This window comes from Bifidobacterium catulorum (genome assembly GCF_003129925.1).
Lineage (GTDB): Bacteria > Actinomycetota > Actinomycetes > Actinomycetales > Bifidobacteriaceae > Galliscardovia > Galliscardovia catulorum.
Map to the genome: position 1 here is coordinate 232,580 of NZ_QFFN01000001.1, position 18,571 is coordinate 251,150.

At 63.8% G+C, this 18,571-nt stretch carries 16 protein-coding genes; 8 read left to right on the forward strand and 8 right to left on the reverse strand.

Going from position 1 to position 18,571, the window contains the following annotated elements:
• Window positions 1–63: 63 nt before the first annotated feature.
• A complete protein-coding gene (locus DF200_RS00975; protein WP_109136424.1) occupies window positions 64–939 on the reverse strand; it encodes a bifunctional methylenetetrahydrofolate dehydrogenase/methenyltetrahydrofolate cyclohydrolase in 876 nt (291 codons plus the stop codon).
• Between the two features lie 150 nt (window positions 940–1,089).
• Between DF200_RS00975 and DF200_RS00980 the strand changes: the two genes are divergently transcribed.
• From DF200_RS00980 to DF200_RS00990, 3 genes are all read left to right on the forward strand, one after another.
• On the forward strand, window positions 1,090–2,058 hold the full coding sequence (locus DF200_RS00980; RefSeq protein WP_146191969.1) for a metal ABC transporter solute-binding protein, Zn/Mn family: 969 nt from the start codon (window positions 1,090–1,092) through the stop codon (window positions 2,056–2,058).
• A gap of 150 nt (window positions 2,059–2,208) precedes the next feature.
• The gene (locus tag DF200_RS00985; protein ID WP_109136426.1) at window positions 2,209–3,090 is read left to right on the forward strand and encodes an ATP-binding cassette domain-containing protein; all 882 of its coding nucleotides are present in this window, start codon (window positions 2,209–2,211) and stop codon (window positions 3,088–3,090) included.
• On the forward strand, window positions 3,087–3,914 hold the full coding sequence (locus DF200_RS00990; protein WP_109136427.1) for a metal ABC transporter permease: 828 nt from the start codon (window positions 3,087–3,089) through the stop codon (window positions 3,912–3,914). The genes DF200_RS00985 and DF200_RS00990 overlap by 4 nt, the downstream gene beginning before the upstream one ends.
• Window positions 3,915–3,919: 5 nt before the next feature.
• On the opposite strand, the gene ispF is transcribed toward DF200_RS00990, so the two are convergent.
• Window positions 3,920–4,423: a 2-C-methyl-D-erythritol 2,4-cyclodiphosphate synthase gene (gene ispF, locus DF200_RS00995; protein WP_109136428.1), complete on the reverse strand. Its 504-nt coding sequence runs from the start codon at window positions 4,421–4,423 to the stop codon at window positions 3,920–3,922.
• Window positions 4,424–4,463: 40 nt separating this feature from the next.
• Complete coding sequence (locus DF200_RS01000; RefSeq protein ID WP_109136429.1) at window positions 4,464–5,087, reverse strand: CarD family transcriptional regulator; 624 nt, start codon at window positions 5,085–5,087, stop codon at window positions 4,464–4,466.
• A gap of 193 nt (window positions 5,088–5,280) precedes the next feature.
• Between DF200_RS01000 and glgB the strand changes: the two genes are divergently transcribed.
• From glgB to DF200_RS01015, 3 genes are all read left to right on the forward strand, one after another.
• Window positions 5,281–7,530, forward strand: coding sequence for a 1,4-alpha-glucan branching protein GlgB (gene glgB, locus DF200_RS01005; protein ID WP_109136430.1), 2,250 nt, complete (start codon window positions 5,281–5,283; stop codon window positions 7,528–7,530).
• Window positions 7,531–7,660: 130 nt separating this feature from the next.
• A complete protein-coding gene (locus DF200_RS01010) occupies window positions 7,661–8,380 on the forward strand; it encodes a response regulator transcription factor (RefSeq protein ID WP_109136431.1) in 720 nt (239 codons plus the stop codon).
• Window positions 8,381–8,383: 3 nt separating this feature from the next.
• Window positions 8,384–9,460, forward strand: a complete 1,077-nt coding sequence (locus tag DF200_RS01015) for a sensor histidine kinase (protein ID WP_241520064.1) — start codon at window positions 8,384–8,386, stop codon at window positions 9,458–9,460.
• Here the strand turns inward: DF200_RS01015 and DF200_RS10750 are convergent.
• Both DF200_RS10750 and DF200_RS01025 read right to left on the reverse strand, forming a co-directional pair.
• Window positions 9,447–9,740 (reverse strand): ComF family protein, encoded by a 294-nt coding sequence (locus DF200_RS10750; RefSeq protein ID WP_158275737.1) that lies wholly within the window; start codon window positions 9,738–9,740, stop codon window positions 9,447–9,449. The genes DF200_RS01015 and DF200_RS10750 overlap by 14 nt on opposite strands.
• A 546-nt stretch (window positions 9,741–10,286) precedes the next feature.
• Window positions 10,287–11,105: an HAD-IIB family hydrolase gene (locus DF200_RS01025; protein ID WP_109136433.1), complete on the reverse strand. Its 819-nt coding sequence runs from the start codon at window positions 11,103–11,105 to the stop codon at window positions 10,287–10,289.
• A gap of 177 nt (window positions 11,106–11,282) precedes the next feature.
• Between DF200_RS01025 and DF200_RS01030 the strand changes: the two genes are divergently transcribed.
• Entirely contained in the window at window positions 11,283–11,753 is a 471-nt protein-coding gene (locus DF200_RS01030) for a metallopeptidase family protein (RefSeq protein ID WP_109136434.1), read from the forward strand.
• A gap of 53 nt (window positions 11,754–11,806) precedes the next feature.
• On the opposite strand, the gene DF200_RS01035 is transcribed toward DF200_RS01030, so the two are convergent.
• From DF200_RS01035 to DF200_RS01045, 3 genes are all read right to left on the reverse strand, one after another.
• Entirely contained in the window at window positions 11,807–13,354 is a 1,548-nt protein-coding gene (locus tag DF200_RS01035) for a DUF5719 family protein (protein WP_109136435.1), read from the reverse strand.
• Window positions 13,351–16,398 (reverse strand): glycosyltransferase family 2 protein, encoded by a 3,048-nt coding sequence (locus tag DF200_RS01040; RefSeq protein ID WP_146191970.1) that lies wholly within the window; start codon window positions 16,396–16,398, stop codon window positions 13,351–13,353. Before DF200_RS01040 ends, DF200_RS01035 begins: the two co-directional genes overlap by 4 nt.
• Window positions 16,399–16,521: 123 nt before the next feature.
• Complete coding sequence (locus DF200_RS01045; RefSeq protein ID WP_109136478.1) at window positions 16,522–16,848, reverse strand: WhiB family transcriptional regulator; 327 nt, start codon at window positions 16,846–16,848, stop codon at window positions 16,522–16,524.
• A 384-nt stretch (window positions 16,849–17,232) separates the two neighbouring features.
• On the opposite strand from DF200_RS01045, the gene DF200_RS01050 reads away from it, so the two are divergent.
• Window positions 17,233–18,483 (forward strand): LCP family protein, encoded by a 1,251-nt coding sequence (locus DF200_RS01050; RefSeq protein ID WP_109136437.1) that lies wholly within the window; start codon window positions 17,233–17,235, stop codon window positions 18,481–18,483.
• Window positions 18,484–18,571 lie beyond the last annotated feature (88 nt).

The following is an 18,571-nucleotide window of genomic DNA, read 5'->3' on the forward strand; positions in this document are numbered from 1 at the left end:
AATCCGGGCGTGTCGCCCGGGGCGGAGCACCCGCCGATGGCCAGCGCCGCCCGGCCCGTCGCGCTACAGCGACCGCTCGGCGATCTCGACCACGTTGCGCAGCAGCATGGCGCGGGTCATGGGCCCCACGCCGCCCGGGTTCGGTGTATAGGCGCCGCACACCTCGTGCGCCGCGGGATCGATGTCGCCGAGGATGCGGGACCTGCCCGTCACGGGGTCGACGACGCGGCTCACGCCGACGTCGACCAGCACCGCCCCCGGCTTGACGTCGTCGGGTTTGACGAAGTGCGCGCTGCCCATGGCGGCCACGATCACGTCGGCCTGCCGCATGAGCTCGTGCACGTTCCTCGTTCCTGTATGGCACAGCGTGACCGTCGCATTGATCTCCCTACGGCCGATGAGCAGCCCGATGGTGCGGCCGATGGTGATGCCGCGGCCGAGCACGACCACGTGCTTGCCGTCCAGTTCGATGCCGTTCATGGCGAGCAGCTCCACCACGCCGCGCGGGGTGCACGGCAACGGGGTCGTCAGCTCCCCGCGCGGGTGCAGCACGAGCTCGCCGAGATTGTAGGGATGCATGCCGTCGGCGTCCTTGGCGGGATCGATCAGGTCGATGACCTTGTTCTCGTCGACGTCATCGGGCAGGGGCAGCTGCACGATGAACCCCGTGCACGCGGGATTGTCGTTCAGCCTGCGCACGGCGTCGGCTATGGCCTCGTATCCGGCGTTCGCGGGCAGCTTCTCGGCGATGGACGCGATGCCCACCTCGGAGCAGTCGCGGTGCTTGCCGGCGACGTATTTCACCGACCCGGCGTCGTCCCCCACCAGCAGGGTGCCCAATCCGGGCGTGACGCCACGCTCCCTGAGACGTTCCACCCGCCGCGCGAGGTCATCCTTGATCGCCGCCGCGGCCTGCCGGCCGTCCAAACGCTGTGCCATATGACGTATGTTCCTTCCTGTTCCTTCCGTGTGCCGGAATCACGTTACTCCGCATCTTAAGCTATCGTGAAAACAGTCCATGGAATGGGATTTCGGCGCGTCGGCGAGGACGCCCGAACGTATCAGAAACACGGAAGGCGGCGATGACGTATGCAGGGATCGACGAGAGGGATGCTGCGCGTGGGTGCGGCGGCGGTGACGTGTGTGGCCATGGTCGTCGGGCTGGCGGGATGCGGAGGCTCCCAGGGGTCGGGACAGGACCCGGATGCGAGCACGCAGTTCGACCCGATCGTCGTGGTCTCCTCCATCAACCAGTGGGGCATCCTCGCCAAGGAGCTCGGCGGCGATCAGGTGAAAGTCACGTCGATCCTCGGCTCTACGAATGTGGACGCCCATGATTTCGAGCCGCGAACCAGCGACATCGCCACGATATCGAAGGCGCGCATCCTGGTGGCGAACGGCGCCGGATACGACGACTGGGCCACCAAGGCCGTCACCGGCGACACGACGATCGTCTCCGCGGCCGACGCCGTGGGCGCCTCCGACGGAGACAACCCGCATCTGTGGTTCTCCAAGGACGCCCGCAAGGCCATGGCCCGGGAGCTTTCCGACGCCTTCGCCAAGACAAAGCCGGACGAGGGGCGGTATTTCTCCGACCGTCTGGAGGATTGGAGCAAAAGCGAGGCGGGACTTGAGTCCACGATGGACGACTTCGCCGAACGGCATCGGAACGCCACCTACGCGGCGACCGAATCCGTTGCCCATTACCTCATGAGCGACCTCAAGGTCCGGGATGTCACCCCCGAGCAATACACGCAGGCGTCGCTGAACGACGGAGAGCCCGCCCCCGCGGATGTCCAGTCGCTGCAATCGCTCATCGAGGGACATAAGGCCGGATTGGTGGTCAACAATCCGCAGGAGGCCTCCGACATGACCAACCTCGTTACGGGAACCGCACACAAGTCCGACGTGCCGGTGGTGGACGTCTCCGAGCAGGTGCCGGAAGGCCAGAAGACGCTGGTGGACTGGATGACCTCGCTGATATCCGAGATGGACAAGGCGTTGGACGAAAGCGCCGAACTCCCACAGCCCCAATCGTCGCAGTCGCCGTCAAAATAGACCTCCCCGCAGATGCCGCGGCCCCTCCCTCCGGGGGCCGCGGCATCTCCTTTTCGGAGCCGCATCGGACTTGCAACACGACGAATTGGACGAAAACGATAAGTATTGATTACTATTCTCATTAGCAATATCGATGACCGGGAAGGAATCATGGGAACCACTGCAACGGACGGCGACGCCGTCATACTCCGCAACGCCGCGGTGCGACGTGGAGGACGAACCATATGGTCCCACGGCGACTTCTCCATTCCACGAGGCACCGTGACCGCCATCGTCGGCACGAACGGGGCCGGCAAGACCACGCTGCTCGACGCGGAACTCGGCCTCGTGCCCCTGTCGTCGGGAACGATCGAGGTCCTTGGCAGGCCGGCGGGACAGAGCAACCGCCGCATCGGATTCGTACCGCAGTCCTATATTTCAGGGCTGGACTCGACGATCACGGCGCGGCAGTCGGTGGTGCTCGGGCTGACGGGAACAAGGTTCGGCATCCATTTCGTCACCCGCGAGGAACGCGACCGGGCCGACGAGGTGCTTGATTTCGTAGGTCTTACGGACAAGGCCGACTACCGGCTCAACGAGCTTTCCGGAGGTCTCCGGCAACGTGCCGCCATCGCCCAGGCGTTGGTCGGTGGACCGGAGCTGCTGCTGCTCGACGAGCCGCTGGCGAACCTCGACATCGCCAGCCAGCGTGCAGTGGTCGAGCTGCTCGCCCGATTGAACCGGGAATGGGATATGACCATCCAAGTGGTGGCGCATGACCTGAACATGCTGCTGCCGATCCTTACCGGTGCCGTCTACCTGCTCGACGGGCACCCGCATTACTCGTCCATGAATTCGGTGCTGGATTCCAAACTCCTCACCCATCTCTACGGCACACGGGTCGAGGTGGTCACGACCCCCCAGGGAGACATGTTCGTGACGCCCAACATGCGGCTGGAGCCGGAAGGGCGTGAACAGGACACGCACGACGTGCACGAGGCCGCCCTGTTCCATCATCACGACGACGAATCCGACAACGGGGAGGAACGATGACCATCCAATTCGCCTTCGACCCCGAATGGGTCTCCGTGCTCACCGCACCGTTCATGATCAACGCCATACAGGCCGGGCTGCTCATCTCCCTGGCCGCCGGAATCATGGGATACTTCACCATCAGCCGCCACTCCACGTTCGCCGCCCACGCCCTCGCGCATATCGGATTGCCCGGGGCCACCGGCGCCGTGCTGCTTGGGCTGCCGGTATCCCTTGGACTGGGGGCGTTCGCGCTTGGCGGGGCGCTGGTCATCGGCGCGCTGGGCAAACGCGTGGCGGACCGCGACATCGCCACCGGAACCGTGCTGGCCTTCGCCACCGGCCTCGGATTGTTCTTCGCGCGTCTGTCGTCCAGCGCATCCCAGCAGATGCAATCCATACTGTTCGGTTCCATACTCACCATCACCGACGCGCAGATCATGGGGTTCGCCGTGTTCGACGCCGTGCTGCTGCTGGTGCTGGCCGTCATCTACAGGCCGCTGCTCTTCAGCTCGCTGGACGAGCAGGTGGCCCGCGCCAAAGGCGTGCCCATCACCCTGATGAACGTGCTGTTCATGGCCATCATGGCGGGTGTCATCACCATCGCGGTACCCGCTGTGGGGACATTGCTGATCTTCGCCCTCGTGGTCACGCCGGCGGCCACGGCCTCCATGCTGACGAAGTCGCCGTTCGCCGCCATCGCCGTATCGTGCGCGCTATGCCTCGTCAGCATCTGGGGAGGTCTGGTGCTGTCATCCATGTTTCCGACCCCGCCGAGCTTCGTCATAGTCACGTTGAGCACGCTGCTGTGGGCGGTCGCCAAACTCGTCTGCAGGGAACGCTGAGACCGTCACCGGTCACGGACGACCATGGCGCTGGCGATCGCCGCGATGCCTTCGCCGTCACCGGTGAATCCCATGCCGTCCGTTGTCGTGGCGCCGACCGTGACCGGGGCGCCCAGGGCCGCGCTCATGGCGGCCGCGGCCTCGCTTCTTCTGACGCTGATCCGGGGTGCGTTGCCGACGATGACGACGCTGGCGTTGACGGTTCTCCAGCCGTTGTCGGATAGGTGGTCGCGAACGATGCGGAGCATGGCGTCACCATGCATGCCCGCACCCCGGCTGGCGCTTCCCACACCGAACAGCGTGCCTATGTCTCCCAGTCCGCTCGCGGACAACACGGCGTCGATGACGGCATGCACGGCCACATCGCCGTCGGAATCACCCGCGATACCCTCTGCGCCGCGGCTTTCGTCATCGGTCCACCGCAGGCATGCGACCCACAGTTCGCGATGCGTGCCATCGGGAGCGAAACGGTGCGCGTCGAACCCCTGACCGACACGCACCGCATCCATGGACAACGTCTCCATAATCGGGAAAGCCCCCTCGCGGCTGTTATTTCGCCGACTTACGGGAGGTCTTCTTCTTGGCCTTGGACGCCTTGGCCTCGGCTTCGATGCGGTTCAGCGTCTCGCTGGCCGGTTCCTTCGGCATCTTGGTGTGGTGCTTGTCGTCGCCCGGCTGCGGCTCACGGTAGCCGAGATTGACGTCGAGCAGACGCTGCGTCTCCTCCTCGCTGATCTTCTCGCTCAGCGAGATCTCGGAGGTCAGTATGTTGCGGGCCTTCGTCAGCATGCGCTTCTCGCCCGCCGACAGACCATGCTCGTCGTCGTCGCGTTGGGCGAGGTCGCGCACGACCTCGGCAATCTTGTTCACGTCGCCGGTGGCGATCTTCTCCACGTTCAGCTTGTAGCGGCGGGACCAGTTCGTCTTCTCCTCGACGATGGGCGTACGCAGTATCTCGAACACCTTGGAGACGGCCTTGGCGTCGACCACGTCGCGGACGCCCACCTTCTTGACGTTCTCCGCCGGAATCTGGATGACCAGACCATCGGAGGACAACACGGAAAGCTTCAGATACGTGCGTTTGACGCCGTTCATCTCGCGCTCGGTGATCGCTTCGATCTTCGCGGCGCCATGGCGCGGATAGACAACGGTATCGCCAACCTGATATGTCATGTAAAAGCCCCTCCAACGATATAAGAAGACATTTCATCATTGCATCAAGGGTGGACCTCGATGCCGCTCCCCACCTCTCCGTATGGGGCCACGTCCCATGGGACGGCCGGGGGAATCAGCCCCGCGCTGTGAACGTTCAAAGATTCGACGTGGCGTTCAGCGTTTTGACCTGATTATTGCGTAGACTCATGGTATGGCAAATACACAGGATAAAAGCATTCCGCAACCGGTCAGCGTCGACCATACGGTTCTGGATGATGTCAGCAACGGCGTCTACTACGACCCTCACACCGTTCTTGGACCGCATCTCAACGACGAGCACGGCGGAGGGTACGTCACCGTCCGCGTGCTCCGCCCTCTAGCCAAGCACGTCTCCATCGTGACCGAAAGCGGCGAGTACGCCGCCACGCACGAATGGAACGGCGTCTTCACGGCCGTGGTGCCGGCCACGAAGTCGAAGGACGGCTACGGCGTCCCCGACTACCGCATCCGCGTCGCCTATGAAGGCGGCGACACCGCGCTCGTGGACGACCCCTACCGCTATATGCCGACCGTGGGCGATATGGACATGTACCTCTTCGGCGAAGGACGCCACGAACGCCTCTGGGAGGTGCTGGGCGCCCATGTGCGCACCTACGACAGCGTCCTCGGGGATCCGGACGGGTCCTCCCCCGACACCGTGAGCGGCACCTCGTTCGCCGTATGGGCGCCGAACGCGCACGCCGTGCGCGTGGTGGGCGATTTCAACTGCTGGTCCGGACGCCAGCACGCCATGCGCGAACTGGGGTCCTCCGGCATCTGGGAGATCTTCATCCCCGGGGTCGGCGCCGGGGAGCTCTACAAATACGAGATCCTCAACGCCAACAACGAATGGAAGCAGAAGGCGGACCCTATGGAGAACCTCCATCAGATCCCGCCGGACACCGCTTCCGTGGTGGTGGACTCCAAGCATGTGTGGAACGACCAGGCGTGGATGGACCATCGCCGCAACACCGATCCCCACGCCGGCCCCATCAGCATCTACGAGGTCCACGCCGGCAGCTGGAAGGTCGGCATGGACTACACGAAGCTCGCCGAGGAGCTGGTCCCCTATGTGAAGAAGATGGGGTTCACCCACGTGGAGTTCATGCCGCTCGCCGAACACCCGTTCACAGGATCATGGGGATATCAGGTCACGGGCTACTACGCGCCGCAGTCCCGGCTCGGACACCCCGACGACCTCAAGGCCCTCATCGATGCTTTCCATCAGGCCGGCATCGGCGTGATCGTGGATTGGGTGCCCGCCCACTTCCCGAAGGACGACTTCGCACTGGCCCGATTCGACGGCACGCCGCTGTATGAGGACCCGGACCCGTTGCGCGGCGAGCATCCGGACTGGGGCACCTATGTGTTCAACTTCGGACGCAACGAGGTGCGCAACTTCCTCGTGGCGAACGCATGCTACTGGCTCGACGAGTTCCACGTGGACGGTCTGCGCGTGGACGCCGTATCCTCCATGCTGTATCTCGACTACAGCCGCGAGAACGGCCAGTGGCGTCCGAACAAGTACGGCGGGCGCGAGAACCTCGAAGCCATCGACTTCCTCAAGGAGGCCACCGCGACGGCCTACGGGCGCAATCCCGGCATCATGATGATCGCCGAGGAGTCCACCGCCTGGCCGGGCGTCACCGCGCCCACCAGCGAAGGCGGACTCGGCTTCGGGCTCAAGTGGAACATGGGTTGGATGCACGATACGCTCGAATACCTGCATGAGGCGCCCATCAACCGCAAGTGGCATCATGGGGAGATCACGTTCTCGATGATGTACGCCTATTCGGAGCACTACGTGCTGCCGATCAGCCATGACGAGGTCGTCTACGGCAAGGGCGCGCTGTTCGGCAAGATGCCGGGCGACGACTGGCAGCGCTATGCCGGCGTGCGTGCGCTGTTCGCCTACCAATGGGCGCATCCGGGCAAGAACCTCACGTTCATGGGCAACGAGATCGCCCAATACGGCGAATGGGACTACAAGTCGTCCGTGGACTGGAACGCCTTGAACTGGCCCGACCATCAGGGCGTGCAGAAGCTGGTGAAGGACCTCAACGAGCTGTACAAGGACAGCCCCGAGTTCTGGAGCCAGGACTTCGACCCCGCCGGATTCCAATGGCTGACCAGCGACGACGCCGACCATAACGTGCTGAGCTTCATGCGTCTGGACAAGGAGGGCAACCCGATCGTGGTGGTCGTCAACTTCTCCGGATCCGCATGGCAGGACTATCAGGTGCCGTTGCCGAGCGGCGGCAGGTGGAAGGAGATCCTCAACACCGACGCCGAGGAATACGGCGGCTCCGGCATCGCCAACACCGATATCGCGGCGGACGAGGAGGAATACCATTCCCGCCCGTATTCCGTGAAGATCACCGTGCCGGCGCTTGGGGCCCTGTTCCTGCGCCCCGAACGGTAAACCCGTAGGGGGAGGAATCCGCGCCTCATCCCGCGTGGTGTAGAGTAAGGCCAGGTTCGATTCCTGGCCTTACGTATGATATACGGAAGAAAAAAACGGAAGAAACATGTCGGATACAAGGGATTAGGCGATGAACAGCATTGATACACACACACCCCAGCGCACGATTCTTGTCGTGGAGGACGAGCCGACGCTCGCCACGGCCATAGCCCAGCGGCTGACGGCCGAAGGATGGACGGCCAGAGTGGCCGGTGACGGCGCCAGCGCGGTGCAGGCCGCATCCCAGCTGAAGCCGGATCTGGTCATCATGGACATCATGCTGCCGGTGATGGACGGTCTTGAGGCCACCAAGCGCATCGTCGCCAGTCGCCCCGTCCCGGTGCTGATCCTCACCGCCCGAGACGACGAGGCCGACAAGGTCATCGGTCTTGGAGCCGGCGCGGACGACTACATGACCAAGCCGTTCTCCATGCGCGAGCTCATCGCCCGCTGCAAGGCGCTGCTGCGTCGTGTGGAACGGGCCAAGGTCATCGCCAAGAACTCGGAGAACGAGAAGCTGCTGGACTTCGGCACACTGGTCATCGACCCGGCGCAGCGCATCGTCACGCTCCGCGGCAACGAGGTGCATCTGACCCCCACCGAATTCGACCTGCTGGCCACGCTCGCCCGCCGACCGAAGTCCGTGCTCACCCGCGAAAAGCTTCTGGAGGAGGTCTGGGACTGGGTCGACGCCTCGGGCACCCGTACCGTCGACTCGCATGTCAAGGCCCTGCGCCACAAGCTCGGACCGCAGCTGATCCGCACCGTGCACGGAGTCGGATACGCGTTCGAACCCCCGGAAGACAAGTAAGCGATGGGAGACAACCGCAAGACGAAGCGGATGCCGCTCAAGCGCCGCTCCATACGGGACAGGCCGATCGGCATGCTCTCCTCGCTGAAGGCGGAGCTCAGCGTGCTGATCGTCATCGCCACGGCGATCGCATTCGTACTGGCCTGGCAGTTCCTCAAATGGGGATGGAGCGGCTGGCTCGCCATGCCGTTGACGCTGGCCGTGGCGCTGGGCATCACCTATTTCTTCGCCCACGGACTGACCTCGCCGCTTCGCCAGATGCGCGACGCGGCGGAGGCCATGGCGGAGGGGGACTACACCGTACGGGTGGAGGAGGCCGCCGATTCCCGTGACGAGGTCGGGCAGCTCGCCCGCTCGTTCAACGAGATGGCCGGTGAGCTGCAGCACGCCGACCAGATGCGGCGGGATATGGTGGCCAACGTCAGCCATGAGCTGCGCACCCCGGTATCCGCCCTGCAGGCCCTGGTCGAGAACATGGCCGACGGCGTGGTCGATCCCACGCCGGCCAATCTCGAAGGCATCCTCAACCAGACGCACAAGCTATCCGACCTGATCGCATTCCTGCTGGACATGTCACGGGTCGAGGCCGGCGCCGCAAGCCTTGAGGTCGAGAAGTTCGACTTCGGCGACTTTCTCGACGAAACCATCAAGCCGTTGGAAATCGCCGACGGAGGCCATAACCACGATATTCATCTCGTCGTCCCCGATCATGTGATGATGGAGGGAGATCCCGACCGTCTCAGTCAGCTGTTCACCAACATCATCGCCAACGCCCTCAAACACTCCCCCGACGGCACGGCCGTCCTCGTGGAGGTGCATGAGGACCCCGATCTGGGAACCATCGTGACCAACGTCATCAACTACGGATCGCAGATTCCCAAAGAGGCGCGCAACGACATCTTCCGACGATACGTCAAAGGCGTCGGCCGCACCGGAACCGGCTCGGGAGGGACCGGGCTCGGGCTGTCGATCGCCCGTTGGGCGGCCGGACTGCATGGCGGCACGGTGAAGGTCGTTCCCGACGACCGGGGCGCGAACTTCGAGATCTCGCTGCCGAAATACCACATCATGGACGACTGACGGCACGACGGGTCACGCTCGCCAACGTATACGCCGCCACGACAGGTATGCCATGCTCCCGTAACGCACGGACGCATTGCCTCATCGTGGAACCGGTGGTGATGATGTCGTCCACGAGGACCACCCCGCCATCGTCCGGTGGTCTGCCGCAGACCCGTATATGCCCCTCAAGACGTCCCAGACGGCCGGCGACGCCGGATTGCTGCACCGATTTTCCGAGTCTGCCGGCAATCGATAGGATCTGGTCCACGTCGGCGGCCACTCCCCCGTTCCGCAGCATGGTACGGATGGCTTTCGCCAAAGGCAGGACATGCCGCCGACCGCGTCGATGCAACGAGGCTGGCGTGGACGGCACGGGAACCACCACGATACGTCCGGATCCGTTCCCGCCCACGTGAAGCCGCGACGCCAATCCGCTGTCACGCACGCACCGGCATATGATGTCGCACATATCGGCGGTGACCTCCTCGTCGCCATGGTCCTTCCACTGCAGGATAGCCCGGCGCGTCTCGGCGCCATACCTGCCGGCCGAGAACACGCCCCTATCGATCCCGGGTATGCTCCGCACAAGACACTGTGAAAAACGGAGACGGCATTCATCGCATAGGGTCTCGTCCGGCCTATCGCATCCCGCACACCCACGGGGAATCACCACATCGCATATCTCACGGAACAGTGCGGCGAACGTTTCTCGTGACGTCAGGTATCTCATGATTCCACGATATACCGGTGCCGCCGGCGAGAGCCCGGGATTCCGCCGATGTTGACGGATATGGGACACGCCGCATATCACGCGGGATTCACGCGGTTGGCCCTTCCTTCCAGGCTAGCCGATGATGGGAAGCAACGCATTGAGCCGGCGGATGATTCGCAGCGTATCGCCGGGTTCATGGACGCGGATGGCGTATGCGCCGGCCACGGCCGCCGGATAGTCGTTGCCGTCCGGATCCATGCGGTCCCCCACGAAGGCGATACGGTCGATCCCCGTGGAGAACAATTCCGCAAGTCGCCTCATCGCATAGGATTTGTCAATGCCCTTCGCCACGACGTCGACGCTGGTGGATCCGCCGGAACGCACGGTCAGCCCGGGAAGGTCGGCGGCGACGGCGGCGGCAAGACGGTTCTTCTTCGACCGGTCGGGGTCCCAGGCCGACTTCGCCTCGGGCGGTGCCATCTGTCCCAATGCGGAGAACGTTATCTGACTGCCGCGGTCCTCAAGGCGATCGCCCCAGACGGCGTCGTCGGGAAGCCATAGCCCCTGTTTCTTGGCATGCCGGGTAAGCGATTCCACAGCGGCGTCGCGGTCCTCCGGGGACAGATCGTGGGCGTATCGGCATTCCCAGGTCTCTCCGTTCCACGAATAGTACCGGGTTCCGCTGGTCGGCATGAGATGAAGATTGCCTTTGTCGGCGTTGTCTCCCAGCATGGCGAGGATCTGCCTTTCGAACAGCGTATACTTTCCGCCCGAGACCACGGCCACGGGGATGCGACGCGTCAGTTCCCCGAACTCCGCTGCCATGTCTTCGGTCATCGGGGTCTTCGATACGGCAAGCGTGGTGTCCAGATCGAAGCCGATGAGATCGATATGTGCCCCCAGGACGTCGTAATCGACATCGTTCCAATCATGAATGGTCGCTTCGCTCATCCGCTTTCCTTCCACGCCTCGACAACATGCTGCTCAGTAAATCAAGGCTTTCCACACATGGTTTTTCATGCAGCCATGGTTTTTCTACTGCATTATCGCACATCCGTACAACCGGTTCCGTCCGTCGTCGTGACGTCTCCTGCGGGAAACGTCACGGCCATGGATAATCTGGAGGACATGACCGATGATTTCACCAAACGACCGCTGGCCCGTTCGACGGCCGCCGTGCTGCCCTGGGAACGCAAAATCTACCGCGACCGTCATGGCCGGGGGGCGCGTCAGGCCATGTTCGGCATCCGTATGCCGCGTTATCGGACCAAGTCGGGCATGTTCGACGGCATGGTGGTGGCGCAGATGAAACGCCTGAACGCAGCCTGGCCGCAGCTGCTGGCCAACGTGGAGTGCGCCGTCGAGGACGTGCCGCCTTCGGATCCGGTGTCTTGGGAGGCAAAACGGGCGTTCCTGTCGCAGAGCTTCCCCGCGAACCATGGCATTCCCGCACGTATCGTGCTGTATCGCCGCCCGATCGAGCAACGGGCCCTTGGACGCACCGACCTTCAGCTTCTGATTCGCGACGAACTGGTGTCCTGTCTGGCCGATCTGACGGGGAAGCACCCCGAAGACATCGATCCCGACTGGGGGCTGTGAGCCCGGCCGACGGACCCGTCGCAGGATGGGCTCACAGAACATGGATCAATGGATCAATGGACGATGTCCAGCGTCTGGCCGGAACGGATCATGGCCTTGACCGGCATAAGACTGACGGCGCCGATGGATGCGATTCCCTTGACCTTGGCCTTGGAGACCGCGTCCACGGCTACGGTTCCGCCCCATGCCACGGCCGTGTCGGAATCGTCGAGGCGTACGGCGGCGGCACCGTTCTTGGCGATATCCGTTATCGGCACACGGATTGCCCTGCCCGCGTCAATGGTGAGTTCCTTCTGCCCTGTCTGAGCGCCGCTGTTATCGTAGCCTGTCAACGTAACCGTGGTCTTGCGCCCCGAGGTGTTCGCGAGTGCGAACGACACCCCGGTCTTGTCCGGGATGGCGATGGCGCTTGAACGCTGCGGCTCCTGGGCATACACGAGGGAGAAGTCCGACTGGTCGGCCCCGCTGTCGGTGCACATCGCCGCGGCATACGTATTCATATCGGCATCGACGCGTATCGCCGTCGCATCGGCGGGGGCCTTGCCGAGTGCTATGGATTGCACCCTGTTCGCGGAGAGATTCACCGTCTTGGCCCGTTTGACGCCGGACTTGGTCATCCACGAGATTTCAATCCTTCCCGATGTCTCGGAGAATCCAAGCACGTTGACGTCGGTGCCTCCGGCTATGGCGGGCAGGACGAGGGATTTCGCGGGCGAGCCGACGGGGACCGCGAAGTCGGATCCTCGGTCGGTCAGGCCATCCATATGGACGACGCGTACGATGGCGGTGACCTGCGTCGTCTCGCTGGACAGGTTCACGAACACCCCGTCCTGCGCGGGTGCCGCCGCGGAAATGCTGACGACGCTCTCCCCTCGTCCCGGCACCGTCACCTTGCTGTCCGTGGACAACGTGACCGGGTTGGAGTCCTTGGTTCCCCATGCCCTGATCGATACCGCGGTCGCCTTGTCCGTGGGGTTGGAGATGACGAGCTGCTGGGTCCAGCCCGTCTGCGTGGGGGGAAGCAGCAACGATTGCGTGAGCTGAGGAGTCACGCATCTGGCGGCGGACACTCCCCGCAGGTCGCCCTTGGTGGCCCAGGATGCGGTGGACGACGCCGAACCGGAGCCGGCGTTCGCCTCAAGCACCCGCGTGGTGCCCAACAACGATGATTTGCCGGCCCCGGTCGTGTGCACGAACGCCTTGTCGGATTGGGTGGTGTCAATGTCGGCGGTCTTCTGCTCCCCCGTGCCGTCGATGCCGGAAACCGTTGCATCATACAGCGAGCCGAAGGCCGAGAAGCGAGTCTGGCCGGTGATGTCCCCTTCGGACACGCGGTATGCGGAGTCGCCATACGATCCGGTATCGGCCAGCTGCATACGCGCGGGGCAAACCGTCTGCAGGGCGGTCTGGCTGACAGCCACGGTATGGGGAGTTCGCCCCGATGCGTCATCCGCCAATCCGGGCAACGGCACGGTGACGACCATGGCTAGGAATATTCCCAGTATCGCAATCGACGTGACGATGGATGCCAGCGCCTTGGCCGCGATGGCGCCTTTGGACCTTCTGCCGCGGGGCACGCCATGACGGGATGCTCTGCTCATGCTTTCACCTCATTTCGGCGTACACGTGGGAACGCGACGACACAATACAGCGCGAGGACGATGGCCATGCACCACAGCCATGCCGTCCTCCATGAATCATGCAGGGCGCGGTCCGCACCGGTGCCATCGATGCCGATGGCGGCCTCATCGGCGGTGAGACGAATGTATGTGCCGGACTCATTGCTGACCACCGACTGTGTGCCGTCGCTCGCCAGGATATTGGAGACCAGCGATCGGCTGGCCGAATCCGGCGAATAGGGGATGTAGATGCCGCCTATGCCAAGCTTGGCCAGAGCATTTACGGCATCGTTGTCATTGTTCTGCAGCAGTGAGGCGGAGGCGTCGGCCATGGTCCGCGTGACTTCATCCATGCCCGCCGTCACCAGTGTGGCGTTCATCGCCGGCGAACCGTCGATGAAATCGCCCTGTGCCGTGCGCAACACGGAGAACTCGACCGAGGTAGGCGAATTGGCACGCATCGCCAGAACGCGGTGATTGGCGTTGGCCGCCAGATAATCCTGGGCTATCAGGGGGATATCATGCCCCTGAACGGCGAGACGCTCCCCCTCGCTTGCACGGACACCGCATACGGAACCCCACAGTGCCAGACAAAGGGTCAGCAGCATCACGAGTGCGGCACGTGCGACGATGATCGTCCTACGACGGGCGTAATGACCCCTATTGGCGGCGGCGATGGCCTTGAGCCCTTTCCTGCCGTTTTCGGACGGACGGGACACCAGTGGGGAGAACGGACGGGCCGCGCGTCCCGCGACGATGCAGACACAGGACAGGAGCCCGGCCATGGCTATCGCCAATCCCGGCAATGCGGTGCCGGCGACGTTCCCGGAGACCCCGGGCGCAATGGCGATACGCGGTGCCAGCATGGCGGTCCCCGCCCCGGAGATTATGATGACCCACATCATTCGGGATACACGCAGGGCGAACGGAAGGAACAGGGACACGGCCGCGATGAGAGCCAGCACCGACAGGCTGGCCAGCGCCAGAAGGGTTCCGAGGTTCGCGGACGGAGACGAGACGTTGCCGTCGAACGGCAGACCGAAACCATGCATGAGTATGGACGGCAGGGATGCCGGACCGACCGGGCCGTTCACCGAGACCGTGGGACGCATCATGTCGGCGAACAGCTGGCGGTACGAGCCGGCATCGAGATTGAACACCATGTTCAGCAGCGTGGGCGCCAGCATGAACATCGCGGGAACGGGGATCAGCAGCAGCATCGGGCGGTGGGAGCGCACCAGCGGGAGGAAGGCCAGGAACATGACGAGCAACGGGAGGACGAGCTGCGGCTCGGCCGCCACGACCACCGCAAGACACAACGCGGCCAGCGCCGCCTGTTGCGCCGACGGGGTGGGTTCGTCGGCGTCCTCGGTCCGATACATACCGACCGAACGGAAGATGAACGCCAGTCCCGCCGGCAGGAAGGACATCACGACGAGCATGGGCAGATTGCCCTGCGCATACAGTCCGAGGACCGCTCCGAACGAACACCACAGCAGTCCGCTGACCACACGTACCGGATTGGATCGGGTGAAGACGCCTGCGAGGGCCCAGAACGACAGTGCGGACAAGGGCGCCGCACCGAACACGATCACCGCCATGGCCGCCGTGACGTGGCCTCCGGTGATGGCGGACAAAGGAAGGAGGACCAGCAGGAACGGAGCGGGAGGGGCCGGGGTGCCCAGTCCTGTGGCATAGGTGTATACCGTCGTCGCAGCTTCGAAGATCTGCCGGAGGGATGCGGCGGACGGCACCAGTGTCGCCGAATGGAAACCTCCGCCGGTCACCGTCGCGCTCCAGGCGTCAACGTTGATGGCGATGCCCGCGGCAAAGGCGAGAACGGCCATGACCGCCGCCCAGACCGCACGCCGGCGTCGCTGCGACCGCAGATGCATGACCGCGAGGGGGCTGAGCAGCCTGGTGCTTCGCGAACGGGTGAACGCCTCGCTCCGTTCCCGCCACTGCGACAGCTGATCGCGCCTTGCCACCAGCACGGACAGCTGCCGCAGGCTGGTCTTGGACTGGTTGGCGACGCGCCGTCGCGCCGTCAACCCGTGCGGGATCATCCATGCGAGCAGACGCCAAGGCGCGCCGAGCTCACAGGCCGCTTTGTACGGCTGTTTACGAGCGAGCTCCCTGAAGAACAGCAGGAGGGATATGAAAAGACGCCATAGCCACATCAGGGGCCATGCGACGACGCGGATGTCGGTGAAGCGGAACCGTTCCCGGGCATCGATGATCGCCGCGTACGGGGCCGGACGCCTGTCTTCCGCCTCCGTTCCCCGTGATGAGCGCAGTCCCTCGAATCGGGCGCGCTCATGGGCGATCGCGCTTTTCGGGACCACAAGCACCCTGCCTCCGGAGAGATTCACCCTTCTGCAGAAATCGGCCGATTCGGCGAAGCCCCCCATGCCCGGGGTCGTCCCGCCGAGAGACCTCCAGACGGGCAGGGACACCAGCGCCCCGGCGAGATCGACCATGTAGACGTCCTGGCGCGCATCATATTGCTCCTGGTCCGGTTCCCCATCGACGACCAATGACGCGATGCCGTGCGATGACGTTGCGTAGCAGCCGACGTCGTGGAGGGTCTTGCCGTCCCAGCCGAGCTGTTTGCCTCCCAACACCGATGCCGATGACGCGTTGCGCCATGCCTCCAGCATGGATTCGAGGCACCGGTCGTCATTGGGGCGGGAGTCGTCGTGCAACAGCCACAGCGCTCTCGCACGCACGCTGATATGCGCCTGCTCCAGAGCCTTGTCGATGCTGTCGCCGAACGAGGACGCCCCAGCGGCGTCGACGATCCGCACCTCGACCCGCCGCACCGCCGTCTGGCGATGCAATCCCCCCTCTCCGACGGGCTCGGCGCGCAGCGTCGAGGTCATGGTCGACCGCGTTCCCCCGGTGCAATCGGCCACGATGACGGCCGAAGGCATCACGCTCTGCGAGAACAGGGATTGCAACGTGCGGGAAAGATATCGGAGGTCCTTCTCGACACTGACGACGGCGACGACTGCAGGTTCCACCATCTGTTCGGGTGATATGCGGCATCCGGCCATTACATCGCCCACGAGCTCTTGCACATCTGGTGCCTCAATAACAGGATTCATCTTCTCCACTGTAGAACAATCACTCCGATATGACCGTATTCGTCAGGCCTGTTCTTTACCATGCTCTTTCTTATAACGACGGCGCTCCCTTTCGCTCATACCACCCCAGATGCCGAAACGCTCATCGTGCTCGATGGCCCATTTCAGGCACTGATCCCGCACCTCGCACTGGGCGCACACGCGTTTGGCGTCCCGGGTGGAGCCCCCCTTCTCGGGGAAGAACGCCTCGGGGTCGGTCTGCGCGCAAAGAGCCTTGTGCTGCCACGAGACGTCCCCGTCCGGATTGAACAGCCCCCATAGCTCCAATAGGCCACTCTCGGACTCCCGCCCATCCGGTTGATCTTGGGAATCGCCGAACACCCCCCACATGCCGCAACCTCCCAAATCACTATCCGCGAGAACCCCTCGGGCCTCAATCAATCTGCCCTAAATTACACACTTGTCATTCACGGTTTGTCAAGTCTCATGAGTGTCGTTACCGCATTCCGAGACCAACGGTGCTATGGTATGCGGTCTTCACGACGGACGTCAACGCAGGCGCTCGTTCTGTGCCGTTCCTGAGAAGGATTGCGCGGTTCCCCACCGTCCTGCGGCAAAGTGCGCCATAGTCGTTTCAGCAGATATCCGGACACGAAGGAGAACGATATGGGACAGGAGCCTCTTGACCCTCTCGGCAACCGGTCAGGGAGCAAACCGCCCAGCTTCATACCCTCCGGGGAACGTCGGCGACCCCGGTCCGGTTCCCCACGTCCCATGGAAGGGCCGCAGGCCTTCCAGCCGAGAAGCCATAGGACAAGATCCGCGCAGAACGCTTCATCGCACCAGACGGACGCCCCGCGCGCCACGGCCGCACCGCCGAGCTTCTCGCCATCCTCCTCGGGAAGGTCCACCGGGCATGTCGCCGGCGATTCCGGATTCCATGCGTCCCGCATACGCTCCGACGGCGGCGGAACCGGTCGCAGCCTCCCCGCCGAGGAACGACGTTCCCCCCGGATGGGACGGACGCCCACCGGTTCCGGCCACGTCCGGCACCGTCCCCGACCCAAGGCCACGACGGCCCGACGCAGCGTGCGAAGACGCGTACCCGTCGTCATCGCCGCGCTGTTGGCGGCATTGCTCGCGGCGGCGTTCGGCGTTACCGGCTGGGTCAACGGGCAGCTGACCCATAAACAGATGCTGACATCGGCGGCGAACACACCCGCCTCCACATGGCTGATACTGGGCACCGACGAACGCGACGGCACCGCGGGCACCGGAAGCAGTGTCGACATCCCCGGCTCACGCACCGACTCCATCCTCGTGCTCACCAAACCGCGGAGCGGCAACAGCTCCCTGATCTCCATCCCGCGTGATTCGCTGGTCAACGTACGGAACCAGGACATGAAGATCAACGCCGTGTCCACGATGGCAGGATACCCCGCGCTGACCGGCGAGGTGGAAAGCATCACCGGCATGAAGATCGACCATGTGGTGATCGTGGGATTCGGCGGCGTGGAAAAGGTGGTCGACGCCTTGGGCGGCGTGGAGCTCTGCTATGACAGGACCGTCAACGACGTTCGCTCGGGCATGAACTGGAAGGCGGGATGCCATACCGCCGACGGCAAGACCGCCCTCGCATTCTCCCGGATGCGCTACTCGGATCCGACGGGTGACATCGGTCGTGCGAAACGGCAGCGTCAGGTTATCTCCGCGGTGGCGAAGAAGGCGTCTTCCCCCTCCGTGCTGATGAATCCCGCAACGATGAAGAAGCTCATGGAGGCCGGATTGTCGTCGCTCACGGTGGACGAGAAGACCGGCGCCTTCGACATGGTAGGCATGGCCCTCGCCTTCAGGAACGCCACGGGCGCCGATGGCGTGACGGGAAGCGTCTATTACCAGAACCCCAACTATTATCCGCCGTCCGGAATCGGTTCGACCATCCTGCTCGATGGCGTGCGCAACACGCAATTGTTCGACCAGCTTGAGGCCGGCACGCATGATCCCGGCACCGTCGGCGGCATGTAACGGCATACGGCGGGGATGTGGACGGCGTCCCCATCCGTCCACATTCCCGCCATGGCTTGCGGGGATCCCGTCCACGACTCCACACTGG

Excerpts from the sequence above, each read along its gene's own strand:
- DF200_RS01025 (WP_109136433.1), bottom strand. The coding sequence starts at position 11,105 with ATGAGCGAAGCGACCATTCATGATTGGAACGATGTCGATTACGACGTC.
- ispF (WP_109136428.1), bottom strand. The coding sequence starts at position 4,423 with ATGGATGCGGTGCGTGTCGGTCAGGGGTTCGACGCGCACCGTTTCGCT.
- DF200_RS10750 (WP_158275737.1), bottom strand. The coding sequence starts at position 9,740 with ATGCTGCGGAACGGGGGAGTGGCCGCCGACGTGGACCAGATCCTATCG.
- DF200_RS01040 (WP_146191970.1), bottom strand. The coding sequence starts at position 16,398 with ATGGTGGAACCTGCAGTCGTCGCCGTCGTCAGTGTCGAGAAGGACCTC.
- DF200_RS01050 (WP_109136437.1), top strand. The coding sequence starts at position 17,233 with ATGGAAGGGCCGCAGGCCTTCCAGCCGAGAAGCCATAGGACAAGATCC.
- DF200_RS00990 (WP_109136427.1), top strand. The coding sequence starts at position 3,087 with ATGACCATCCAATTCGCCTTCGACCCCGAATGGGTCTCCGTGCTCACC.
- DF200_RS01030 (WP_109136434.1), top strand. The coding sequence starts at position 11,283 with ATGACCGATGATTTCACCAAACGACCGCTGGCCCGTTCGACGGCCGCC.
- DF200_RS01035 (WP_109136435.1), bottom strand. The coding sequence starts at position 13,354 with ATGAGCAGAGCATCCCGTCATGGCGTGCCCCGCGGCAGAAGGTCCAAA.
- DF200_RS01015 (WP_241520064.1), top strand. The coding sequence starts at position 8,384 with ATGGGAGACAACCGCAAGACGAAGCGGATGCCGCTCAAGCGCCGCTCC.
- DF200_RS00985 (WP_109136426.1), top strand. The coding sequence starts at position 2,209 with ATGGGAACCACTGCAACGGACGGCGACGCCGTCATACTCCGCAACGCC.
- glgB (WP_109136430.1), top strand. The coding sequence starts at position 5,281 with ATGGCAAATACACAGGATAAAAGCATTCCGCAACCGGTCAGCGTCGAC.
- DF200_RS00975 (WP_109136424.1), bottom strand. The coding sequence starts at position 939 with ATGGCACAGCGTTTGGACGGCCGGCAGGCCGCGGCGGCGATCAAGGAT.
- DF200_RS01045 (WP_109136478.1), bottom strand. The coding sequence starts at position 16,848 with ATGTGGGGGGTGTTCGGCGATTCCCAAGATCAACCGGATGGGCGGGAG.
- DF200_RS00980 (WP_146191969.1), top strand. The coding sequence starts at position 1,090 with ATGCAGGGATCGACGAGAGGGATGCTGCGCGTGGGTGCGGCGGCGGTG.
- DF200_RS01010 (WP_109136431.1), top strand. The coding sequence starts at position 7,661 with ATGAACAGCATTGATACACACACACCCCAGCGCACGATTCTTGTCGTG.
- DF200_RS01000 (WP_109136429.1), bottom strand. The coding sequence starts at position 5,087 with ATGACATATCAGGTTGGCGATACCGTTGTCTATCCGCGCCATGGCGCC.